The organism is Microbacterium sp. H6 (assembly GCF_003314775.1).
Taxonomy (GTDB): Bacteria; Actinomycetota; Actinomycetes; order Actinomycetales; family Microbacteriaceae; genus Microbacterium; species Microbacterium oxydans.
Genome location: NZ_QOAY01000032.1, coordinates 1 through 449 on the forward strand (window position 1 = coordinate 1; position 449 = coordinate 449).

The following is a 449-nucleotide window of genomic DNA, read 5'->3' on the forward strand; positions in this document are numbered from 1 at the left end:
CGAGAACGAGGGGCCGGCCGGCCAGAGCGAGCCCAGCACCGCCACGACCGACGCGAAGGGGTCGGCAGGGCCGACCAGGTCGAGGGCGACGTCCCGCATCCCCCACGCGGCGTCGCTCCACAGCGCACCCACGGTCTGTCGGAGGGGCAGCAGTGCCCCTCCCCCCAGCGTCGGCCATGCCAGCAGGCTCGTGAAGGAGGCGATGCTGACCACCAGCGCTGCGAGCACGGCCCAGGCGCCGCCCCCCGAGAAGAAGCGCAGTTCGCTGACCGCACCGCCCTCGCTCCCGTGGCCGTCGTCCAGCCGTCGCCGCAACTCCGAAGACGTCACTCGCAGCGGCGCGATGCTGGCCCAGCTGGAGGTGCGGAACGCACGAATCGCTGCGCGCGAGCGCACGACGGCGCCGAACCGAGACATCGCCGTGAGCGCGGCACCCCATTCGGGAAGCA

At 73.3% G+C, this 449-nt stretch carries 1 pseudogene; it reads right to left on the reverse strand.

From position 1 onward, the window contains the following. Positions 1–449: pseudogene (locus DSP71_RS22885) on the reverse strand (glycosyl transferase); the annotation flags it as partial.